The sequence below is a fragment of the Pseudomonas sp. TH37 genome (assembly GCF_016650735.1).
In the GTDB taxonomy this organism is placed as follows: Bacteria; Pseudomonadota; Gammaproteobacteria; order Pseudomonadales; family Pseudomonadaceae; genus Aquipseudomonas; species Aquipseudomonas farris.
Genome location: NZ_JAEKFD010000002.1, coordinates 608,627 through 631,094 on the forward strand (window position 1 = coordinate 608,627; position 22,468 = coordinate 631,094).

Annotated in this window: 19 protein-coding genes; 14 read left to right on the forward strand and 5 right to left on the reverse strand. The window is 60.1% G+C overall.

Annotated elements, in window-relative coordinates; all coding sequences use genetic code 11:
- The first annotated feature begins 12 nt into the window (after positions 1-12).
- From JFU11_RS07895 to JFU11_RS07915, 5 genes are all read left to right on the forward strand, one after another.
- A complete protein-coding gene (locus JFU11_RS07895; RefSeq protein WP_201060301.1) occupies positions 13-771 on the forward strand; it encodes a methyltransferase domain-containing protein in 759 nt (252 codons plus the stop codon).
- A gap of 92 nt (positions 772-863) precedes the next feature.
- The gene (rnhA, locus tag JFU11_RS07900) at positions 864-1,316 is read left to right on the forward strand and encodes a ribonuclease HI (protein ID WP_003180633.1); all 453 of its coding nucleotides are present in this window, start codon (positions 864-866) and stop codon (positions 1,314-1,316) included.
- Between the two features lie 231 nt (positions 1,317-1,547).
- Positions 1,548-2,306, forward strand: coding sequence for a DNA polymerase III subunit epsilon (gene dnaQ / locus JFU11_RS07905; RefSeq protein ID WP_052964264.1), 759 nt, complete (start codon positions 1,548-1,550; stop codon positions 2,304-2,306).
- Positions 2,307-2,530: 224 nt separating this feature from the next.
- Positions 2,531-4,786, forward strand: a complete 2,256-nt coding sequence (locus JFU11_RS07910; protein WP_123723000.1) for an Orn/Lys/Arg decarboxylase N-terminal domain-containing protein — start codon at positions 2,531-2,533, stop codon at positions 4,784-4,786.
- 14 nt (positions 4,787-4,800) lie between these two features.
- Entirely contained in the window at positions 4,801-5,415 is a 615-nt protein-coding gene (locus tag JFU11_RS07915; RefSeq protein ID WP_123722999.1) for a GNAT family N-acetyltransferase, read from the forward strand.
- Here JFU11_RS07915 and JFU11_RS07920 read toward each other — a convergent pair.
- Complete coding sequence (locus JFU11_RS07920) at positions 5,381-6,274, reverse strand: LysR family transcriptional regulator (protein ID WP_123722998.1); 894 nt, start codon at positions 6,272-6,274, stop codon at positions 5,381-5,383. The genes JFU11_RS07915 and JFU11_RS07920 overlap by 35 nt on opposite strands.
- A gap of 88 nt (positions 6,275-6,362) precedes the next feature.
- Positions 6,363-6,599: a hypothetical protein gene (locus JFU11_RS07925; protein WP_052964268.1), complete on the reverse strand. Its 237-nt coding sequence runs from the start codon at positions 6,597-6,599 to the stop codon at positions 6,363-6,365.
- 184 nt (positions 6,600-6,783) lie between these two features.
- Between JFU11_RS07925 and JFU11_RS07930 the strand changes: the two genes are divergently transcribed.
- Positions 6,784-7,344 (forward strand): NADPH-dependent FMN reductase, encoded by a 561-nt coding sequence (locus JFU11_RS07930; RefSeq protein ID WP_038984096.1) that lies wholly within the window; start codon positions 6,784-6,786, stop codon positions 7,342-7,344.
- A gap of 158 nt (positions 7,345-7,502) precedes the next feature.
- On the opposite strand, the gene JFU11_RS07935 is transcribed toward JFU11_RS07930, so the two are convergent.
- On the reverse strand, positions 7,503-8,453 hold the full coding sequence (locus tag JFU11_RS07935; RefSeq protein WP_123722996.1) for a DUF1853 family protein: 951 nt from the start codon (positions 8,451-8,453) through the stop codon (positions 7,503-7,505).
- Positions 8,454-8,568: 115 nt separating this feature from the next.
- On the opposite strand from JFU11_RS07935, the gene JFU11_RS07940 reads away from it, so the two are divergent.
- From JFU11_RS07940 to JFU11_RS07975, 8 genes are all read left to right on the forward strand, one after another.
- Entirely contained in the window at positions 8,569-9,459 is an 891-nt protein-coding gene (locus JFU11_RS07940; RefSeq protein ID WP_030130396.1) for an NAD(+) kinase, read from the forward strand.
- Positions 9,456-10,430, forward strand: a complete 975-nt coding sequence (locus JFU11_RS07945) for a metallophosphoesterase (protein WP_187326503.1) — start codon at positions 9,456-9,458, stop codon at positions 10,428-10,430. Before JFU11_RS07940 ends, JFU11_RS07945 begins: the two co-directional genes overlap by 4 nt.
- Complete coding sequence (locus JFU11_RS07950) at positions 10,427-11,299, forward strand: rhomboid family intramembrane serine protease (protein ID WP_123722994.1); 873 nt, start codon at positions 10,427-10,429, stop codon at positions 11,297-11,299. The genes JFU11_RS07945 and JFU11_RS07950 overlap by 4 nt, the downstream gene beginning before the upstream one ends.
- Positions 11,300-11,329: 30 nt before the next feature.
- Complete coding sequence (locus JFU11_RS07955) at positions 11,330-11,590, forward strand: DUF1315 family protein (protein ID WP_038984092.1); 261 nt, start codon at positions 11,330-11,332, stop codon at positions 11,588-11,590.
- Positions 11,587-12,417 carry a DUF2797 domain-containing protein gene (locus tag JFU11_RS07960; protein ID WP_201121250.1) on the forward strand — a complete coding sequence of 277 codons (831 nt, stop codon included), beginning with the start codon at positions 11,587-11,589 and terminating at the stop codon, positions 12,415-12,417. The genes JFU11_RS07955 and JFU11_RS07960 overlap by 4 nt, the downstream gene beginning before the upstream one ends.
- Before the next feature lie 10 nt (positions 12,418-12,427).
- Entirely contained in the window at positions 12,428-15,085 is a 2,658-nt protein-coding gene (pepN, locus tag JFU11_RS07965; RefSeq protein WP_201060303.1) for an aminopeptidase N, read from the forward strand.
- Between the two features lie 999 nt (positions 15,086-16,084).
- Positions 16,085-17,152: a YCF48-related protein gene (locus JFU11_RS07970; protein WP_048394526.1), complete on the forward strand. Its 1,068-nt coding sequence runs from the start codon at positions 16,085-16,087 to the stop codon at positions 17,150-17,152.
- Positions 17,153-17,180: 28 nt separating this feature from the next.
- Positions 17,181-19,565, forward strand: a complete 2,385-nt coding sequence (locus JFU11_RS07975) for an RND family transporter (RefSeq protein ID WP_008011335.1) — start codon at positions 17,181-17,183, stop codon at positions 19,563-19,565.
- Positions 19,566-19,740: 175 nt separating this feature from the next.
- On the opposite strand, the gene JFU11_RS07980 is transcribed toward JFU11_RS07975, so the two are convergent.
- Positions 19,741-20,460: a FadR/GntR family transcriptional regulator gene (locus JFU11_RS07980; RefSeq protein WP_032835696.1), complete on the reverse strand. Its 720-nt coding sequence runs from the start codon at positions 20,458-20,460 to the stop codon at positions 19,741-19,743.
- Between the two features lie 207 nt (positions 20,461-20,667).
- The gene (locus tag JFU11_RS07985) at positions 20,668-22,404 is read right to left on the reverse strand and encodes an IlvD/Edd family dehydratase (protein ID WP_123722989.1); all 1,737 of its coding nucleotides are present in this window, start codon (positions 22,402-22,404) and stop codon (positions 20,668-20,670) included.
- Positions 22,405-22,468 lie beyond the last annotated feature (64 nt).

Here is a 22,468-nt window from a genome sequence, read left to right on the forward strand (position 1 = left end):
TTGGAGAATGCAATGACCGATAAAGCGTTCGCTCAGGCCGATCCTGAGTGGCTGACATTGATCAGCGCGGCCCGTGAATGGCTGTCCGGGCCCATCGGGCAATTTCTGCTGGACGAAGAACGACGCATGCTCGAAGACGAGTTGGGGCGCTTCTTCGGCGGCTACCTGGTGCATTACGGCCCTTCGGCGCAGACACCGCCGGCGGCGCCGCAGGTCCAGCGCAATGTGCGGCTCGGTGCGCCGTTGCCGGGGGTCGAGATCGTCTGCGAAGAGCAGGCCTGGCCTTTGAGCGAGCACGCCGCCGATGTGGTGGTGTTGCAGCACGGGCTGGATTTCTGCCTGTCACCCCACGGTTTGCTGCGCGAAGCGGCGAGCAGTGTTCGGCCTGGCGGGCATCTGCTGATTGTCGGAATCAACCCCTGGAGCAGCTGGGGCCTGCGTCATGTGTTCGCTCATGACGCCTTGCGCAAGGCCCGTTGCATTTCGCCGTCGCGGGTTGGCGATTGGCTGAACCTGCTGGGCTTCGCGCTGGAGAAACGCCGCTTCGGGTGCTATCGTCCGCCGCTTGCGTCACCTGCCTGGCAAGCCCGTCTGGCCGGTTGGGAGCGCAAGGCCGGTGACTGGCAATTGTCGGGTGGTGGCTTCTATTTATTGGTCGCGCGCAAGATCGTGGTGGGCTTGCGGCCGGTGCGCCAGGAACGGCGCGAACCGATGGGCAAGCTGATTCCATTGCCGATGGCCAAGGTCAACCGTCGTCACCTCGAACCGTAATACACATTTTATTTTCCCGGCCGGGTTCGCCCCGGCCTCGGGCATCGTCGGTCACCGATCGGCGAGCCACCGCATTTTCTGGATAGATTGGCATGAGCGATAGCGTAGAACTCTTCACCGATGGCGCCTGTAAGGGCAACCCTGGTCCGGGCGGCTGGGGTGCGTTGCTGGTGTGCAAGGGCGTTGAAAAAGAACTCTGGGGCGGCGAAGCCAACACCACCAACAACCGCATGGAGTTGATGGGCGCGATCCGTGGCCTGGAAGAACTCAAGCGCTCCTGCGACGTACTGCTGGTGACCGACTCCCAATACGTGATGAAAGGCATCAACGAGTGGATGGCCAACTGGAAGAAACGCGGCTGGAAAACCGCGGCCAAGGAACCGGTGAAAAACGCCGATCTGTGGAAACTGCTCGACGAGCAGGTCAACCGCCACAACGTCACCTGGAAATGGGTGCGCGGGCACATCGGCCATCACGGCAACGAACGGGCCGACCAACTGGCCAACCGCGGCGTTGATGAAGTGCGTGGGTACAAGCAGGCCTAAAGCCGCGCGATCCCCCCCGTAGGAGCTGCCGGAGGCTGCGATCTTTTGACTTGATCTTCAGCGGCTCCGAAAAAATCAAGATCAAAAGATCGCAGCCTTCGGCAGCTCCTACAGGGACCGTGTTCACAGTACCAAGGTCGTGGTAGCCGGTTGTCTGGCGGCGCGCTGGATCCCGCGAGCGTGTTAACATCGCCGCTTTTGCACGATTGACCCGTTGAGAGCTGAGCACTGATGGCCACCAGATCCGTTGTACTCGATACCGAAACCACCGGCATGCCGGTGACCGACGGCCACCGGATTATCGAAATCGGTTGTGTCGAGTTGATTGGTCGGCGCCTGACCGGCCGGCATTTCCACGTTTACCTGCAACCGGATCGCGAAAGTGACGAAGGCGCCATCGGCGTCCACGGCATCACTAACGAATTCCTGGTGGGCAAGCCGCGTTTCACTGAAGTGGCCGATGAGTTCTTCGAGTTCATCAAGGGCGCGCAGCTGATCATCCATAACGCGGCGTTCGACGTTGGCTTCATCAACAACGAATTCGCCCTGATGGGCCATCACGATCGCGCGGACATCACGCAACACTGCTCGATCCTCGACACCCTGATGATGGCCCGGGAACGTCACCCGGGGCAGCGCAACAGCCTCGACGCCTTGTGCAAACGCTATGGCGTCGACAACTCCGGCCGTGAACTGCACGGCGCCTTGCTCGACTCCGAGATTCTCGCCGACGTTTACCTGACCATGACCGGCGGCCAGACCAGTCTGTCGCTGGCCGGTAACGCGTCCGATGGCAATGGTTCAGGTGAAGGCGCGGACAACTCCGCCACCGAAATCCGTCGTCTGCCGGCCGATCGTCAGCCAATCCGGATCATCCGTGCCAGTGAAGAAGATCTGGCCCAGCACATTGCGCGCCTTGAAGCCATCGCCAAATCCGCCGGCGCTCCGTCGCTGTGGCAGCAATTGGCTGAGGCCAAGGCCCAGGCCTGAAGGCCAAAAGATCGCAGCCTTCGGCAGCTCCTACAGGATCGGGGGGGGCTTGATTTGATGGTCAACACGGTTGGCGTAGGAGCTGCCGCAGGCTGCGATCTTTTGATCTTCACAAACGCACCCAACGCCCCACTTCAGGGCATCCCGCTCGCCACATGCGCTCCAACCCTCTACCCTGAGGTTATTGGCAGGCCACGGTCTGCCGCCTCAGGACACCGAGCCCCATGTATAAAGATTTGAAATTCCCGGTCCTGATCGTCCACCGCGACATCAAAGCCGACACCGTTGCCGGTGATCGTGTGCGTGGCATCGCCCGGGAGCTTGAGCAGGAAGGCTTCAGCATCGTCTCGGCGGTCGATTACAACGAAGGGCGTCTGGTCGCCTCGACTCATCACGGCCTCTCTTGCATGTTGATTGCCGCCGAAGACGCCAGCACCAATGCTCATCTTCTGCATAACATGGCCGAGCTGATCCGCCTGGCACGGATTCGGGCGCCGGACCTGCCGATCTTTGCCTTGGGCGAACAGGTGACCCTGGAAAATGCCCCCGCCGATGCCATGGCGGAGCTCAATCAGCTGCGCGGCATTCTTTATTTGTTCGAAGACACCGTGCCATTCCTCGCCCGTCAGGTCGCCCGCGCGGCGCGTAAATATCTGGACGGACTGTTGCCGCCGTTCTTCAAGGCGCTGGTGCAGCACACGGCCGACTCCAATTATTCCTGGCACACCCCCGGCCATGGCGGCGGCGTGGCGTATCACAAGAGCCCGGTGGGGCAGGCGTTTCACCAGTTTTTCGGGGAAAACACGCTGCGTTCGGATTTGTCGGTGTCGGTACCGGAACTCGGTTCGCTACTCGATCACACCGGTCCGCTGGCCGAGGCAGAAGCGAGAGCAGCGCGCAATTTCGGCGCTGATCACACCTTTTTCGTGATCAATGGCACCTCGACCGCCAACAAGATCGTCTGGCATTCCATGGTGGCCCGCGATGATCTGGTACTGGTGGATCGCAACTGTCACAAGTCGGTGCTGCACTCGATCATCATGACCGGCGCGATTCCGCTGTACCTGTGCCCGGAGCGCAATGAGCTGGGGATTATCGGGCCGATTCCGTTGAGCGAATTCAGCCGCGAATCGATCCAGGCCAAGATCGACGCCAGCCCGCTGACCCAGGGCCGCGAGCCCAAGGTCAAGTTGGCGGTGGTAACCAACTCGACTTACGACGGCCTGTGTTACAACGCCGAGCTGATCAAGCAGAGCCTGGGCAACAGCGTCGAGGTGCTGCATTTCGACGAGGCCTGGTACGCCTACGCGGCGTTCCACGAGTTCTTCGCCGGCCGTTACGGCATGGGCACCTCTCGTAGCGAAGACAGCCCGCTGGTGTTCACAACGCACTCAACGCACAAACTACTGGCGGCGTTCAGCCAGGCGTCGATGATTCATGTTCAGGACGGCGGCGCGCGGCAGCTGGATCGCGACCGTTTCAACGAAGCGTTCATGATGCACATCTCGACCTCGCCGCAATACAGCATCATCGCCTCGCTGGACGTAGCGTCGGCGATGATGGAAGGACCAGCCGGTCGTTCGCTGTTGCAGGAAATGTTCGATGAGGCCCTGAGCTTTCGCCGGGCCCTGGCCAATCTGCGTCAGCACATCGCCGCCGACGACTGGTGGTTTTCCATCTGGCAACCGCCCTCGGCCGAAGGTATCGAGCAGGTGGTCACCAAAGACTGGCTGCTGCAACCCGACGCCGATTGGCACGGCTTTGGCGGCGTGACCGACGACTACGTGCTGCTCGATCCGATCAAGGTCACGCTGGTGATGCCGGGTCTGACGGCGGGCGGTGCCCTGAGTGCGCGGGGGATTCCGGCGGCGGTGGTCAGCAAATTCCTCTGGGAACGTGGGCTGGTCGTGGAAAAGACCGGGCTGTATTCGTTCCTGGTGCTGTTCTCCATGGGCATCACCAAGGGCAAATGGAGCACGTTGCTGACCGAGTTGCTGGAGTTCAAGCGCAGTTACGACGCCAATGTCAGCCTGGCCACCTGCCTGCCGTGCGTGGCGCAACACAATATTGCCCGTTATCAAGGCATGGGTTTGCGCGATCTGTGCGATCAATTGCACGCCTGTTATCGCAGCAATGCCACGGCCAAACACCTCAAACGCATGTACACCGTACTGCCGGAAGTCGCGATGAAGCCGGCGGACGCCTATGATCAATTGGTACGCGGGGAGGTTGAGGCTGTTTCGATCGATGCTCTGGACGGGCGGATCGCAGCGGTAATGCTGGTGCCATACCCGCCGGGGATCCCGTTGATCATGCCCGGCGAGCGTTTCACCGAGTCGACCCGTTCGATCATCGATTACCTGAAGTTTGCCCGTACGTTCGACAGTAGTTTCCCCGGATTTGTCGCCGATGTGCATGGCTTGCAACACGAAGACGAGGGCAATGGACGGCACTACACCGTCGATTGCATCAAGGAATGAGGACCTTTCCGAGTATGCAACCAGTCATGAATCCCAAACACCCAGGCCTCTCGGTGCGTGTCGCCGATGAGGGGTTTGCGGCTTATATCTGGGGCAGTGATTTCAGTTTTGAAGTCGCCGCCTATGGTGCCGCGCAAATCGGCAAGCCGGTGGCGCAGTGGCCGGTGACGTCAATCACCCCGTATCGCAAGTGTTATGGCATCGATCCCGAGGAATTCAGCAGTTTTCACGATGCCGCTGACAGCGCGATTTTCATGGCTTATCTGGATGACGAGCCGGTGGGTCATTTGGTGGTCAGCACCAACTGGAACGGCTTCGCCCATATCGACGAATTGGCGGTGCATGCTCCGGCGCGCCGTCATGGCGTGGCCAAGTCTCTACTGGATGTGGCGCAGTTCTGGAGTCGCAAGAAAAAACTGCCGGGCATCATGCTGGAAACCCAGAACAACAACCTGGGCGCCTGTCGGCTTTATGAGCGCTGTGGCTATGTGGTCGGCGGGATCGATCATCTGCGCTACCGCGGGATCGATCCGAACACCGCTGAGGTGGCGCTGTTCTGGTATCGCCTGTTCGATAATCCGCTGGAAAACCCGCTCAGCTCGCCAACATCGCCACGGCTTGTTCCGTAACGATGTCCAGCAGCGCCTGAACCGCCGAAGAGGGCTCGGCGGTCTTGAGGCTCAAGGCATACACGCTGATCGGCACGGCAGGCGCCAGGGGGCAGGCATCGAGCCCGGCCGATTTGGCGCCGAGGGCGGTAAACGGGTCGACGATCGCCAGGCCTTCACCGGCCTCGACCATGCTGCGCATCATTTGATGAGTCTGAACCCGGGTCTGGATGACCGGGGCAGGGCGCAGCGCATGCAGCTTGTTGTCCAGCGCCGGGCTTAACGGATCGTGACCTTCCAGGCCAACCATCGACTGGCCGGCCAGGTCCTGCAGTGAAATGTACTTCTGTTTCGGTTGCAGCCAGCCATGGGGCGCCAGCAGCTGGAGCTTGCCTTGAGCGATGACCTGGCAATGGATATCGGCGTGGTCCGGGTCATGCAGGCTCAGGCCCAGATCGCTTTCACGCAGCAGCAGGCTTCTGACAATCTCGCGGGTCGGCTGGCTCAGGAGGGTGCAAGGTGCGTCGGGGAGGCGTCGGCGCAGGGCCGCGATGCTGTGTGGCAACAGTTGTTGTGCCAACGGCGGGGTGCAGATGATTCGCAGGGGCGGGGCCAAATATTGCTTGAGGCTGCTGGCCAGTCGCTGGACCGGCTCGAGGGCTTCGTAGACGTGGGCGAACTCGACCTGCAGCTCCCGCGCCTCGCGCGTGGCTTGCAGGCGACCACGCACGCTGGCAAACAGCATGAAACCCAACTGATCCTCGGCATCACGCAGGGTGCGTTCAACCTCGGCCACCGGCAGCTGCAGCCATTCGGCGGCGGTGCCCAGGTGACCGGTCTGCAGGAGCGCCTGGATCACTTCGATATGACGTAAACGCATGCGTGAAGTCCATGTTCAGCAGGTGAGGGAGTCAGTTACTGAATCCTAACTCAAGTGCGCGCATATGACTTCTGCTCATAACAGCGGGTTATGAGGCCACGTTCGTTTCAGGTTCGCGAGTGAGGGTGACGCCTGATTGCACCAGCACAAATTCGTTGTCGTCGAGTTTGTTGAGCCGGTCGCCAATGGCCAGCTTATAGGTGGTGACAGGCACCGAGCCGGCGAGGCCGTCGTGCGACGGGGTGGATTCCTGGAACTCATGCACGGAATAAACGCGGCCTTCCGCGTCTCTTGCATGGAACTGACCGACGAGTACTGCTGCCATCTGCTTAGAACCTCTGGAGATAAATCACTCAATTTGCGGTTCTGTAGACCGTGGTTGGGCGAGGTAAGTTTTCCTACAGGAAAAAAATAGTCAGGGGCGGCGTTTTTCCGTCGCCCGCTGGTTGAATCGTCATTTGATCATCTATAACTAGAAGCTCTTCCCATCGGACAGTCGAGAATCTTCCATGAGCAACGTCTACGAGATCGCCGTTCTGGTCGGCAGCCTGAGAAAAGCGTCGATCAACCGCAAGGTCGCGCTGGCGCTGGCCGAGCTGGCGCCTGCCAATCTGAAGCTGAATATCGTCGAAATCGGCGATTTGCCGCTCTACAACGAAGACATCGATGGCGAATCACCGCCGGCAGCCTACAGCACTTTCCGACAACAAGTGAGTTCATCCGACGCCGTGCTGTTCGTGACCCCGGAATATAACCGTTCGGTGCCGGCGCCGTTGAAGAATGCGATCGACGTGGGGTCGCGCCCCTACGGCAAGAGCGCCTGGAACGGTAAGCCGGGTGCGGTGATCAGCGTTTCACCAGGCGCCGTCGGCGGATTTGGGGCCAACCACAATATTCGCCAGTCCATGGTGTTTCTTAATGTGCCGTGCATGCAGCAGCCGGAAGCCTATCTGGGCGGCGCCGGTTCAGCGTTCGACGAGGCGGGGAAGTTGTCGGAGTCGGTCAGGCCGTTCTTGCAGAAATTCATCGATGCGTATGCGCTGTGGGTTGAGCAGCATAAAAAGCAGTGACAACCTTTCCCTTTTAGCTTGTGTGGCGGGCTTTGGCGTTGCGGTTGTCCATCCAGACCGAGTCGACCCTATCGCGGGCAAGCCCGCTCCCACAGGATCACACTAATCCCTGTGGGAGCGGGCTTGCCCGCGATAGGGCTGGTCCATTCACCACAAATTCAGCCATTACCCGGCACATTCGGCCAAAGATCGGACACCAGAAACAGCCGCTCGGCTTCTTCCCAATCTCCTTCGCCATTCTCTGTCAGCCGCACCATCAATTGCGCCGGTGCCAGCGGGTCCAGATCGCTCAGCCATGCACTCAGCTGTTCAGCGTTCCAGGTTTGCTCTTCGGGATAGTGTGCCGGCGCCAACCAGGCATGGCGGGGCAGGGGTTGCCAGCGACCGAATGGGCGCTGCACGACAAAGTCCGCCCAGTCTTTCTGATGCAGCCAGCTACCGCGCAAATGCTGAGGGTGCGCGCCGCTGGGTGATTCGGCCTGTCCCGGCCACGGATAGAGCAGATAACCGCCCAGCCACAGATGCGCACTGAACTGCTGGATATCCAGCGACGCCAGCACTGCACGGCTTTCCGCCCGCGCGGAAATTGGCAATTGATGCTGGCTCAGGTGCTTCAGTTTACGGTCCAGTCGATCATGACAACCCGGTCCGAGCCACTGCGCGGTGTCATGGCCGTCACCGTTCTGTGGCCCAAGGTAGAGCTTGATCGCCAGTTCCAGGTGATGCACGCCATCGCGATCACGCAGCAGCATGTCCAGTTCACCCAAGGTGTGGCCTTCACGGCGGATAGGCATGTTGGCGGCAATCAGTTCGATACCCGGCGCGTGCCGCACGGCGTATTGCCACAGCCGTTCGTAGTACAGACCCAGTCGCCGGGTTCTGGCCTGGGCCAGCCAGTGCAGCAAATCGTAACTGTCGCGATCCAGTTGCCTGAGCCAGTGTTCCAGGCGCTCCGGTGCCTGCACCCAGTCGCTGCCCGCCAGCGGATGACGCTGCGGCCACGGGGTGACGCTGAGCATCGGCGGTGCGAGGATGACCCAAGCCAGGTCGCGCACTTCAGGGTGGCGCAACTGGTGAGGTAACTGGAGCAAATCTGGAAATAGGATCATCTTGCGAGCATAGCCCGAAACGCGAGCACACCGTTGTGGCTGAAAGGGTTTTGTCTACGCCGCGCTTTCGCCCATAATCGTGTTTTTCGCCGCCGCAGACCCTCGCAGGAGCCCCATGGAGCAATTTCGTAATATCGGCATCATCGGTCGCCTGGGCAGTTCTCAGGTGCTGGATACCGTCCGCCGACTGAAACGGTTTCTGCTCGATCGTCACCTGCACGTGATCCTCGAAGACACCATCGCCGAAGTCCTGCCGGGTCATGGCCTGCAAACTTCGTCGCGCAAGATGCTCGGTGAAGTGTGTGACATGGTGATTGTGGTCGGTGGTGACGGCAGCCTGCTGGGCGCCGCCCGGGCGCTGGCCAAGCACAATATTCCGGTGCTCGGCATCAACCGGGGCAGCCTGGGATTCCTGACCGATATTCGTCCCGATGAGCTGGAAGTCAAAGTCGCCGAAGTGCTCGACGGCCACTATCTGGTGGAAAACCGCTTCCTGCTGCAAGCCGAAGTCCGTCGCCACGCCGAGGCCATTGGCCAGGGCGATGCGCTGAATGATGTGGTGCTGCACCCCGGCAAATCGACGCGGATGATCGAGTTCGAGTTGTACATTGACGGCCAGTTCGTCTGCAGTCAAAAGGCTGACGGCCTGATCGTTGCCACGCCGACCGGTTCGACCGCTTACGCGCTGTCGGCGGGCGGCCCGATCATGCATCCCAAGCTCGACGCTATTGTGATTGTGCCGATGTACCCCCATACCTTGTCAGGTAGACCGATCGTGGTCGATGGCAATAGTGAGCTGAAAATCGTCGTGTCCAAAGATATGCAGATTTACCCGCAAGTCTCCTGTGACGGGCAGAATCACTTCACCTGCGCGCCCGGTGACACCATCACCATCAGCAAGAAAGCGCAGAAGCTGCGGCTGATTCATCCGCTGGACCACAACTACTATGAAGTCTGCCGGACCAAGCTCGGCTGGGGCAGCAAGTTGGGTGGTGGAGGCGACTGATGCTCGATCCCGCGCGTAGCTACGACCTGATCGGTGACGTGCACGGTTGCGCTCTGACCCTTGAGCACTTGCTCGACCGGCTCGGTTACCACAAACAGGCTGGCGTCTGGCGGCATCCGTCGCGCATGGCGGTGTTCCTAGGCGACATCATCGACCGCGGCCCGCGGATTCGCGAGGCGCTGCACATCGTCCACGACATGGTCGAGGCCGGGCAGGCGCTGTGCATCATGGGCAACCATGAATTCAACGCCCTCGGCTGGAGCACGCCAGCGCTGCCGGGCAGCGGCCAGCAGTTCGTGCGTGAACATACGCCGCGCCATGCCCGCCTGCTTCACGAAACCCTGACCCAGTTCGAAGATCATCCCGAAGATTGGCATGACTTCCTGCAATGGTTCTATGAACTGCCCTTGTTCGTCGATGCCGGGCGTTTCCGGGTGGTGCATGCCTGTTGGGACGCCGGCCTGATCGAACCGTTGCGCGGGTTGTTTCCCGACGGTTGCATCGATGAGCATTTCCTTCAGGCCTCCGCGGTGCCGGGCAGTTTTGCCTGCACCGTGTTCGATCGCCTGTTGCGCGGCACCGACATGCGTTTGCCCCACGGGTTGACCATGACCAGCGGCGACGGCCTGACGCGCTCGTTCTTCCGCACCAAATTCTGGGAAGACGACCCGCAAACCTACGGAGACATCGTGTTCCAGCCCGACGCCTTGCCTGAGCCGGTGGCCCGCACGCCGCTGTCGTCCAGCGAAAAAGACAACTTGCTGCGCTACGGCGTCGATGAGCCGCTGTTGTTCGTCGGTCACTACTGGCGCAGCGGCAAACCGGCGCCGATCCGCCCGAACCTGGCGTGCCTGGATTACAGCGCGGTGCTCTACGGAAAACTGGTCGCTTATCGACTGGATCAGGAAACCCGTCTCGACCCGCATAAATTTGTCTGGGTCGATGTCGAGCGGCCGGAGGTGTTGCGATGACGGCGGTGGCGGTATTGCGTCTGCCTCTGGCGGTGGATTTGAGCGGGTTCGTCAAACTGCTGCAGCGCATGCAAGTGCCCCATCGGGTCAGCGAAGAGGCGGGCGAGCAGGTGCTGTGGGTGCCGGCCAACATCAGCGAAGACGTGCGCTCATTGTACGAACGCTTTCCGGCAGGCGACCCCGATCAGCAACTGGATATCCCGATCACGCAGACGCTGCAGCGTCCAGGCTTCGTCGAGCAATTGCGCCACAGCAAGGCTACGGCGTTGGTGCTGCTGTTGACCCTGATCGTCGCGATGGTGACGCTGCTGGGCGATAACCTCGAAACGATACGCTGGCTGACCTTCCTCGATTTCCGTGTGGTCGGCGAGTACATCCATTTCACGCCATTGGCCGACAGCCTGGCGGCGGGGCAGTGGTGGCGTCTGGTAACGCCGATGCTGATCCACTTCGGCATTCTGCACCTGGCCATGAACGGCATGTGGTACTGGGAGCTGGGGCGGCGTATCGAGTCGCGTCAGGGCAGCATCAACCTGATCGGCCTGACGCTGCTGTTCAGCCTGGTGTCCAACTATGTCCAGTTCCTTTTCAGCGGCCCGAGCCTGTTTGGCGGGTTGTCCGGCGTGCTGTACGGCCTGCTCGGGCATTGCTGGATTTTCCAGGTTCTGTCGCCGAACCCGGCGTATCGCCTGCCCCGAGGGGTGTTGGTGATGATGCTGGTGTGGTTGCTGGTGTGCCTGTCCGGGCTGGTTTCGATGATCGGCTTCGGCCAGATTGCCAACGCGGCCCACGTCAGCGGGTTACTCATCGGATGCTTCACCGGTTTGTTGGGCGGTTTGTACAACCGCCGTAAACTGACTTCCAAATAAGCTATGTGATTAAAGAGCGCGGAGCCCTTGATGTCCTCTTTTAACGAAATGATCAAAAACATCACCCCGGATATCTACCAGAGCCTGAAACTGGCGGTGGAAATCGGCAAATGGTCCGACGGTGGCAAACTCACCGCCGAGCAGCGCGAACTGTCCCTGCAAGCGATGATCGCCTGGGAAATCCAGAACTTGCCCGAGGAAGAGCGCACCGGCTACATGGGCCCGCAGGAATGCGAGTCAAAGTCGATCGAAGTGCCAAACATTCTGTTCAAATCGGATGCCATCCATTGATCGAGATTGGCCGCGGTGCAATCAGCAAAATGTCGGCGCGCCTTGACGGGCCGAACGTTCAGTACGCTTTTCGTCTGGGCGACGCCGAGGTACCGGTCAATCCTTTGATCGGCACCACGGTGCGCCTGGAATACCTGGGGGCGATCCACTGCACCCATTGCGGACGCAAGACCAAAACCAGTTTCAGCCAGGGTTACTGCTACCCGTGCATGACCAAACTGGCGCAGTGCGACATTTGCATCATGAGCCCGGAACGTTGTCACTACGCCGCTGGTACCTGCCGCGATCCGGAGTGGGGCGAAAAATTCTGCATGACCGATCATGTGGTGTACCTGGCCAATTCGTCGGGGATCAAGGTCGGTATAACCCGCGCCACGCAACTGCCCACTCGTTGGCTCGATCAGGGCGCCAGCCAGGCCTTGCCGATCATGCGCGTCGCGACCCGCCAGCAGTCGGGCTTCGTCGAAGACCTGTTCCGCAGCCAGGTGGCCGACAAGACCAACTGGCGTGCTTTACTCAAGGGCGATGCCGTATCTGTGGACCTGGCACAGGTTCGAGATCAGCTGTTTGAAAGTTGTGCGGAAGGTTTGCAAGGTTTGCAGGAACGATTTGGCCTACAAGCAATCCAGACCATTACCGATGTCGAACCGCTCGAGATCCGCTATCCGGTCGAGCAATACCCGGCCAAGATTGTCAGCTTCAACCTGGACAAGAACCCGATTGCCGAAGGCACGCTGCTGGGGATCAAGGGCCAGTACCTGATTTTCGACACCGGCGTGATCAATATTCGTAAATACACGGCCTACCAGCTCGCCGTGCATCAGTAAGGATTCCAGTATGCGCACCGAACAACCGAAGATGATCTACCTGAAGGACTATCAGGCTCCTGAGTACCTGATCGACGAGACGCACCTGACCTTCGAGTTGTTCGAGGACCACAGCCTGGTCCATGCGCAACTGGTGATGCGCCGCAATCCTGAGCGTGGCCCGGGCCTGCCGCCGCTGGTGCTGGACGGTCAGCAACTCGAGCTGCTGTCGGTGACATTGGCCGACCGTGAGCTGAGCGCCGCCGACTACCAACTGACCGAGAACCACCTGACCCTGCAACCGACCGACACAAGCTTCACGGTCGACACCAGCGTCAAAATCCACCCGGAAACCAACACGGCCCTGGAAGGCCTGTACAAATCCGGCACCATGTTCTGCACCCAGTGTGAAGCCGAAGGTTTCCGCAAGATCACCTATTACCTCGACCGCCCGGACGTGATGAGCACCTTCACCACCACGGTGGTCGCTGAGCAGCATAGCTATCCGGTGCTGCTGTCCAACGGCAACCCGATTGCCTCAGGTCCCGGCGAAGACGGCCGGCACTGGGCGACCTGGGAAGACCCGTTCAAGAAGCCGGCCTACCTGTTTGCGCTGGTGGCCGGTGACCTGTGGTGCGTCGAAGACACCTTCACCACCATGACCGAGCGCTCCGTGGCGCTGCGCATCTACGTCGAGCCGGAAAACATCGACAAGTGCCAGCACGCCATGAACAGCCTGAAAAAGTCGATGCGCTGGGACGAAGAGGTTTATGGTCGCGAGTACGACCTGGACATCTTCATGATCGTCGCGGTCAACGACTTCAACATGGGCGCCATGGAGAACAAGGGCCTCAACATCTTCAACTCCAGCGCCGTACTGGCCCGCGCCGAAACCGCTACCGATGCCGCGCACCAACGGGTGGAAGCGATCGTTGCCCACGAATACTTCCACAACTGGTCGGGCAACCGCGTGACCTGCCGCGACTGGTTCCAGTTGTCGCTGAAGGAAGGCTTCACCGTGTTCCGCGATTCCGGCTTCTCCGCCGACATGAACTCGGCGACGGTCAAGCGCATCCAGGACGTTGCTTACCTGCGCACCCACCAGTTCGCCGAAGACGCCGGCCCGATGGCTCATGCCGTGCGCCCGGACAGCTTCATCGAGATTTCCAACTTCTACACCCTGACCGTGTACGAAAAGGGCTCGGAAGTGGTCGGCATGATCCACACCTTGCTTGGCGCTGACGGTTTCCGCAAAGGCAGCGACCTGTACTTCGAACGCCATGACGGCCAGGCCGTGACCTGCGACGACTTCATCAAGGCCATGGAAGACGCCAACGGCGTTGACCTGACTCAATTCAAACGCTGGTACAGCCAGGCTGGTACACCGCGTTTGGCGGTGAGCGAGTCCTACGACGCCGCAGCGAAAACCTACAGCCTGACCTTCCGCCAGAGCTGCCCGGAAACCCCGGACAAGGTGGAAAAACTGCCGTTCGTGATTCCAGTGGAACTGGGCCTGCTGGACAGCAAGGGCGGCGAAATTGCCCTGCGTCTTGCCGGTGAAGCCAGTGCTCAAGGCACCTCGCGGGTTATTTCGGTGACTGAAGCCGAGCAGACCTTCACCTTCATCGACATTGCTGAAAAGCCGCTGCCTTCGTTGCTGCGTGGCTTCTCGGCGCCAGTGAAACTGAGCTTCCCGTACGACCGCGATCAGCTGATGTTCCTGATGCAGCACGACAGCGACGGATTCAACCGCTGGGATGCCGGTCAGCAATTGTCGGTGCAGGTGCTGCAAGAGTTGATCGAACAGCAACAGAAGGGTGAAGCCCTGGTGCTGGATCAGCGTTTGGTTTCAGCACTGCGTACCGTGCTGTCCGACGACACACTGGATCAGGCGATGGTCGCCGAAATGCTTTCGCTGCCGGGCGAGGCGTATCTGACCGAGATCAGTGAAGTGGCTGACGTAGACGCCATTCACACGGCTCGCGAGTTTGCCCGTAAGCAATTGGCTGAAGGCTTGTTCGAGGCATTGTGGCTGCGTTATCAGGCCAATCGCGATCTCTCGAAGAAAACGCCGTATGTGGCCGAAGCCGAGCATTTCGCCCGCCGCGCGCTACAAAACATTGCGCTGTCGTACCTGATGCTCAGCGGCAAGCCGGAAGTGTTGGCGGCGACCCTTGAACAGTTCGACACCAGCGACAACATGACCGAGCGTCTGACGGCGTTGGCGGTGGTGGTGAATTCGCCGTTCGAAGAGCAGAAAGCCACGGCGCTGGCGACCTTCGCCGAACACTTCAAGGACAATCCGCTGGTCATGGATCAGTGGTTCAGCGTTCAGGCGGGAAGCACGTTGCCGGGCGGTCTGGAGCGGGTCAAAGCCTTGATGCAACACCCGGCGTTCACGATCAAGAATCCGAACAAGGTGCGGGCACTGGTCGGCGCGTTTGCCGGGCAGAACCTGATCAACTTCCATGCGGCTGACGGTTCCGGGTATCGCTTCCTGGCGGATCTGGTGATCGAGTTGAACGGGTTTAACCCGCAGATCGCCTCTCGCCAACTGGCGCCGCTGACTCGCTGGCGCAAATACAATGACGCTCGTCAGGCGTTGATGAAAGGTGAGTTGGAGCGGATTCGCGCTTCGGGGCAACTGTCCAGCGATGTGTTTGAAGTGGTCAGCAAAAGCCTGGCCTGAGTTTGGCCTTGCTCCCTCAGGGTTCACTCGGACTCTGTGGGAGCGGGGCTTGCCTGCGACTGGTTTTTTTGATGGTGTACATATCCATTCCTGCGGTAACGGCCACTTAGGGTTCCGCTCTTACAGCGGGTCACTTTGGAAAAGCGCCAAAGTAACCAAAACGCTTTTGCCCCTTTCGTTCGGTGCCTCGCCTAGGCTCGGCATGCCCTCGCTCCGGTCCTGCTCCGTGGGCCCGCCGCCATCGGCCATCCATGGCCGGGGGCGGCTAACCCGGCATCCATGCCGGGTTGCCCACTACGCAGAACCTCCACTCGGCCTCTCGAGGGGGCGGTGCGTCAACATCAAAAGCGAGGCGGCCCGCCGGCCGGCCTGACTTCAAGTGAACGCATGTCCCTGTGGGAGCTGTCGAGCGAAGCGAGGCTGCGATCTTTTGATCTTGCCGTTGCCGTTGCCGTTGCTTCTGCTGTTGCTTTGGCATTGGATCTGCCGCCCCTTTCCCAGAGGCCGAACGCAGGCGTTGCGCAGGGGGCACCGCGGCAAGGATGCCGCGGTAGCCGCCCCCGGCCATGGATGGCCGATGGCGGCGGGCCCCCGGAGCAATGCCGGAGTGAGGGTATGCCGAGCCTAAGCGAGGCACCGAATGGAGGGGCAAAAAGCGCTTTGGTTACTTTCGCGCTTTTCGAAAGTGACCCGCTGTAAGAGCGGAACCAATAGCCGCCGTTACCGCAGAAACGGATATGTACACCAAAGCCCAAAGCCCAATCACCCCACCTGATACCCAATCATTCACCCCCACCCCATACCCCTCAGGTTAACAAAACATAACGTGGCGTCGATTGTCAGACCTTTCCAAACCCCGATAGGATAAGCCAGCTTCCGAAGGGGCTCTGGATTGCGGGTTTCAGGACTATGCTCCTGAATAGGTCAATCCCGATGAGCATCCCTTACGGCGCCCTGAAGGGTTGAACGACCTAACAATAATAATGTGAGGGAAGGTCTATGAGTGAGCCTGTCATGGGTGTGAGTATTGGCCGCCCGCCGGCGTTACGCAGGTTCGCGTTGCTGGCTACAGCGCTCTCGCTGTTGGGCTGTACCGTGCTGTCGGCGCCTGTGCTGGCCGCTGCCGCGTCGGCCACCGATGTGGTTTATTCCGTTGAATCCGCCAAGGCCAGCAAAGGCCTGATGCTCGATGTCGTACACGCCGGCAAACGCCTGGTGGCGGTCGGCGATCGCGGGCACATTCTGTATTCCGATGACCAGGGCGCGACCTGGACCCAGGCCAAGGTGCCGACCCGGCAACTGCTGACGGCAGTGTTTTTTGTCGATGACAAACACGGCTGGGCCGTTGGCCATGACGCGCAGATCCTCGCCAGCGAAGACGGCGGCATTACCTGGACCAAACAATTCGAAGACCTGAAACGCGAATCGCCGCTGCTCGACGTCTGGTTCAAGGACGTTAACAGCGGCTTTGCCGTGGGTGCTTACGGTGCGTTGCTGGAAACCACCGACGGCGGAAAAAACTGGGAAGACGTCAGCGATCGCCTCGACAACGAAGACCAGTACCACCTCAACGCCATCGCAGCGGTCAAGGAATCCGGCATTTTCATCGTCGGCGAGCAGGGCAGCATGTTCCGCTCCGCCGATGATGGGCAGACCTGGGAAAGGCTTGAGGGCCCCTACGAAGGCTCGCTGTTCGGCGTGATTGGCACTGCTCAACCGGCCACGCTGCTGGCCTACGGGTTGCGCGGCAATCTCTACCGTTCCACGGATTTCGGCAGTACTTGGGAGCAGGTCGAGCTCAAGGCTGCACGCGGCGCACTGGAGTTCGGTCTGTCCGGCGCGACATTGCTCGATGACGGTTCCATCGTGATCGTCGGCAACGGCGGCAGCATTATTCGCAGCACAGACGACGGCGAAACCTTCAGCGTGTTCAACCGTCCGGATCGCATCTCCGTCTCGGCGGTGACTGCGGCAGGCAACGGCAATCTGATTCTGGCTGGACAGGGTGGCGTTCGCGTCACTTCGCCCACCGGTGCAGAGAATGGAAAAAACGGGTCGTCCAAATGAGCCGGGCAAATAATAAGAAGGCGGGTCTATGACATCCTTAAGCACTCCTCATCAGGACAAGGCGACGTTTCTTGAACGCCTGATTTTCAATAACCGCCCGGCAGTCATCGTCATCTGCCTGCTGGTCAGTGTTTTCCTGTTCTGGCAGGCGACGTTGATCCGGCCGTCCACCAGTTTCGAAAAAATGATCCCGCTCGAGCATCCGTTCATTGAAAAAATGATGGAGCACCGCAACGATCTGGCGAACCTGGGCAACACGGTGCGGATTTCCGTGGAAGCCACCGATGGCGACATCTTCTCCAAGGAATACATGGAGACCCTGCGTCAGATCAACGACGAGGTGTTCTACATTTCCGGCGTCGACCGTTCCGGCCTCAAGTCGCTGTGGAGCCCGAGCGTGCGCTGGACCGAGGTGACGGAGGAGGGTTTCGCCGGTGGTGAAGTGATCCCCCAGAGCTATAACGGCTCCCAGCAAAGCCTTGACCTGCTGCGCAACAATGTGCTCAAGTCCGGGCAAGTCGGGCGGCTGGTGGCCAACGATTTCAAGTCGAGCATCGTCGACATCCCGCTGCTGGAGTCCTACCCGGACCCGCAGGACCAGGGCAAGTTGCTGGCGCTGGACTACCGCAAGTTCTCTCACGAACTCGAAGACAAGATCCGCAACAAGTTCGAAGCCCAGAACCCCAACGTGAAGATCCACATTGTCGGGTTCGCCAAGAAAGTCGGCGACCTGATCGATGGGCTGGTCATGGTGGTGATGTTCTTCGGTGTCGCCTTCGTCATTACCCTGATCCTGCTGTACTGGTTCACTAACTGCATGCGCAGTACCGTGGCGGTATTGAGCACAACACTGGTGGCGGTGGTCTGGCAGCTCGGCCTGATGCACTTCTTCGGCTTCGGGCTTGATCCGTATTCGATGCTGGTGCCGTTTCTGATCTTCGCCATCGGGATTTCCCACGGCGTGCAGAAAATCAACGGTATCGCCTTGCAGTCCAGCGAGGCGGAAAACGCGTTGACAGCGGCACGCCGCACATTCCGTCAGCTGTTTCTGCCGGGGATGATCGCGATCCTCGCGGATGCGGTGGGCTTCATCACGCTGTTGATCATCGACATTGGCGTGATCCGTGAACTGGCCATTGGCGCCTCCATCGGCGTGGCGGTGATCGTGTTCACCAACCTGATCCTGCTGCCGGTGGCGATTTCCTACGTCGGTATCAGCAAACGCGCGGTCGAACGCAGCAAGAAAGATGCGCACCGCGAACATCCGTTCTGGCGACTGCTGTCGAACTTTGCCAGCCCGAAAGTCGCACCGATTTCCATTGCCCTGGCGTTGATCGCTTTCGGTGGCGGCCTCTGGTACAGCCAGAACCTGAAAATCGGCGACCTCGACCAAGGCGCGCCAGAGCTGCGTCCGGACTCGCGATACAACAAGGACAACAGCTTCATCATCAACAACTACTCCACCAGCTCTGATGTATTGGTGGTGATGGTCAAGACCAAGTCCGAAGGTTGCTCGCGTTATGAGGCCATGGCGCCGATCGACGAGCTGATGTGGAAAATGCAGAACACCGAGGGCGTGCAGTCGGCGATCTCGCTGGTGACCGTGTCCAAGCAGATGATCAAGGGCATGAACGAGGGCAACCTGAAATGGGAAACCCTGTCGCGCAACCCGGACGTGCTGAACAACTCCATCGCTCGTGCCGATGGCCTGTACAACAACAATTGCTCCCTGGCGCCGGTGCTGGTGTTCCTCAACGACCACAAGGCTGAAACCCTGGATCGTGCGGTGCATGCGGTGCAGGACTTCGCCAAAGACAACAACAAGGAAGGCCTGGAATTCATCCTCGCCGCCGGTAATGCCGGGATCGAGGCGGCCACCAACGAGGTGATCAAACGCTCCGAACTGACCATTCTGGTCCTGGTGTACATCTGCGTCGCGACCATGTGCATGATCACCTTCCGTTCCTGGGCGGCGACCTTGTGCATCGTGCTGCCGCTGGTACTGACCTCGGTCCTCGGCAACGCGCTGATGGCGTTCATGGGCATCGGCGTGAAAGTGGCGACTTTGCCGGTGGTGGCGCTTGGGGTGGGGATTGGCGTGGACTACGGGATCTACATCTACAGCCGTCTGGAAAGCTTCCTGCGTGCCGGTCTGCCGCTGCAAGAGGCGTACTACCAGACGCTGAAGTCCACCGGTAAAGCCGTGCTGTTCACCGGCCTGTGCCTGGCGATCGGCGTGTGCACCTGGATCTTCTCGGCGATCAAGTTCCAGGCCGACATGGGCCTGATGCTGACCTTCATGCTGCTCTGGAACATGTTCGGCGCATTGTGGCTGCTGCCAGCGCTGGCACGGTTCCTGATCAAGCCGGAGAAACTGGCAGGGCAGAAGGGCAACTCGCTGTTTGCTCACTGACCGGTCGCTGAAACAAAAAAGCCGCAACCAAGGTTGCGGCTTTTTTTCATCTCAAACTTCACATCAGTCCCTGTGGGAGCAGGCTTGCCCGCGATGGCGGCGGATCATTCAGCATCTATATCGACTGACACTCCGTAATCGCGGGCAAGCCCGCTCCCACAGGGTTCAGTGGTGGTTATGAGGGATCGGTTCCCAGCACCACATTCAACGCACTACGCGCATCATCCAGCTGCACCAGCGTCGCATGCCGCGCGCCCAGCGCATCACGATTCTCGATAGCGGTCAGGATCGCCTTGTGCCGTGGCATCGCCAATTCATGCAGATTTGGTCGTTGGTTGGAGTGCTTCAAGGCTTCGGCAATCGCCACCGACAGCATGTTGCAAAGGTTCGCCAGCAAGTCATTATGAGTCGCGTCGGCGATGCGGCTGTGGAAATCCAGGTCCGGTTGCAACAACGCTTCCGGGGTCGGTGCCGCTTCCATGCGTTGGTAGGCCTCGCCGATAGAGGCGATGTCTTCATCCGTGGCGAACTGCGCGGCCAATGCGGCGGCGGCGGGTTCGATGATGCTGCGCACGCTGGTCAGCAGATCAAAAAATTCGTTTTGCGGACTGCTTTGCATCAGCCAGTGCAGCACGTCCGGGTCGAGCATGTGCCATTCCTTGCGCTGCTTGACCACCGTGCCGACCCGCGGACGGGAATACACCAGGCCCTTGGCGACCAAAACGCGGGTGGCTTCGCGCAGCACCGGCCGGCTGACCGCGTATTCCTCGCACAGCAGGGCTTCGGCGGGCAGTTTGTCGTCCGGTTTGAAACGTCCCGAGACGATCTGCATGCCCAGTTCCTGGACGATGCGCGAGTGCATGCTTTTGCGGTCGGAGGGTTTGCGGTAATCCATGGGGAACGGCGCGATCCTGTGCGATGGGGTGCCGCGCATGATAGCAGGCGCGGCGAGGACGGTCGCCAGAGCAAGCACAGTCCTGAATCAGATGAAGATCAATATGTGGGAGCGGGCTTGCCCGCGATGGGGCCATCACGTTTAACATTGATGGCGACTGATCCACCGCTATCGCGGGCAAGCCCGCTCCCACAGGGGTTGTGGTGATTAGTGAGAGTGGCGCGGCACCTCGGCCCCTCGGCAACCGACCAGGAAGTCGAAGTCGCAACCCTGATCCGCCTGCAGCACGTGATCGATATACAACTGACGATAACCGCCCACGATCAATTGCTGTGGCGGCTGCAGATCCGCCATGCGCGCTGCCAGCTCTGCATCCGGAATGTCCAGGTGCAAACGCCCGTTGGCGCAATCAAGCTCGATCCAGTCGCCTTCCTTCACTGTCGCCAATGGTCCGCCGGCCGCAGCTTCCGGTGCCACATGCAGAACAACAGTGCCGTAAGCGGTGCCGCTCATGCGTGCATCGGAAATCCGCACCATGTCGGTCACGCCCTGGGCCAGCAGCTTGGCCGGTAATCCCATGTTGCCGACTTCGGCCATGCCCGGATAACCCTTCGGACCGCAGTTTTTCATCACCAGAATTGAATTGGCATCTACATCCAGTTCCGGATCATTGATCCGCGCCTTGTACATGTCGAAGTTTTCGAACACCACCGCACGGCCACGGTGTTGCATCAATTCGACACTCGCGGCGGAAGGTTTGAGCACCGCACCGAGTGGTGCCAGATTGCCGCGCAACACACAGATGCCGCCGTCGGCGCGGATCGGGTTGTCGAGGGTGCGGATCACTTCGTCCTGGCCGTAAATCGGCGCGTCCTTGGTGTTTTCACCGATGGTTTTGCCGTTGACAGTGAGGGCATTCGGGTTCGGAATCAGGTTCGCTTCGCCGAGGCGACGCAGCACCGCGGGCAAGCCGCCGGCGTAGTAGAACTCTTCCATCAGGAAGCGCCCGGAGGGTTGCAGGTCGACGATGGTCGGCATACCGCGACCGATGCGGGTCCAGTCATCCAGGTCCAGCTCGACACCGATGCGCCCGGCGATGGCTTTCAAGTGGATCACCGCGTTGGTCGAACCGCCGATGGCGGCGTTCACCCGAATGGCGTTTTCGAAGGCTTCCTTGGTGAGGATCTTCGACAGTTTCAAATCTTCACGCACCATTTCCACCGCGCGCATGCCGGACATGTGCGCCAACACATAACGGCGTGCATCGACCGCTGGAATCGCCGCGTTGTGGGGCAGGGAAGTGCCGAGTGCTTCGGCCATGCAGGCCATGGTGGAGGCCGTGCCCATGGTGTTGCAGGTACCGGCCGAGCGTGACATGCCGCCCTCGGCTGCGAGGAAATCATCGATGGTGATGGTGCCCGCCTTGACCTGTTCGCTGAGCTGCCAGACCACCGTGCCCGAGCCGATGTCCTGGCCCTTGTGCTTGCCGTTGAGCATCGGTCCACCGGTGACGACGATGGCCGGCACGTCGCAACTGGCTGCGCCCATCAGCAGCGCCGGGGTGGTTTTGTCGCAGCCGGTGAGCAGTACCACGCCATCGATCGGGTTACCGCGAATCGCTTCCTCGACGTCCATGCTTGCCAGGTTGCGGGTGAGCATCGCGGTGGGGCGCAGGTTCGATTCGCCGTTGGAGAACACCGGGAATTCCACTGGAAAACCGCCGGCTTCGATCACCCCACGCTTGACGTGCTCGGCGATCTGCCGGAAATGCGCGTTGCACGGGGTCAGTTCCGACCAGGTGTTGCAGATGCCGATGATCGGCTTGCCGTGGAACTGATGGTCGGCGATGCCCTGATTCTTCATCCAGCTGCGGTACATGAAGCCGTTCTTGTCGGCGGTGCCAAACCATTGGGCGGAGCGCAGGGTGGGTTTCTTATCAGACATGATCGGTTCTCTTATTGTATGACTATATTGTTCGAGCTACGGCGTAACATAAGCGCTATTTCGG